The organism is Corallococcus exercitus, from assembly GCF_003611585.1.
Lineage (GTDB): Bacteria > Myxococcota > Myxococcia > Myxococcales > Myxococcaceae > Corallococcus > Corallococcus exercitus.
This window is the reverse complement of record NZ_RAVW01000952.1, coordinates 1-381: the sequence shown is the minus strand read 5'-3', so window position 1 is coordinate 381 and position 381 is coordinate 1. Positions and strand designations below refer to the sequence as shown.

The following is a 381-nucleotide window of genomic DNA, read 5'->3' as shown; positions in this document are numbered from 1 at the left end:
CGCCCGGCGTCCGCGCTATCGCGCAAGGGCATCTGCCCGCGACCGAGGAGGAGGCCGAGGTTGAGCCGACTGACGCAGCGGAGGCCGGGCCGTGGCCTAAAAGGTTGTCAGAGCAGATTGCCGCGGTACGTGACCACGTCGCGACCTCCGGCCGCGCTGTCTCGGTAGCAAGCGTAGCGGCGCTGTTCAAACGTGCGAAGCGCAAGGACGTGGAAGACATCCTGGATAGCCTCGCCGCGCTCGGCGTGCTCACTGTGCTAGACACGGAAGCCGGTAAGCGCTGGAAGACCACCGTGCGTGCGGCGTAGAAGACTGCTCTGTGCGGGTTCAACGATCAACGCGGCCAAGTGGCACAAGCGGCACTGACAGCGACCGCAGAAC

General features: G+C 65.9%; 1 protein-coding gene. It reads left to right on the top strand.

What is annotated here, in order from left to right; genetic code table 11:
• Positions 1-308 (top strand): hypothetical protein (locus D7W79_RS44225; protein WP_158617202.1); only part of this gene is annotated, 308 nt, incomplete at its 5' end.
• Between the last annotated feature and the right edge of the window lie 73 nt (positions 309-381).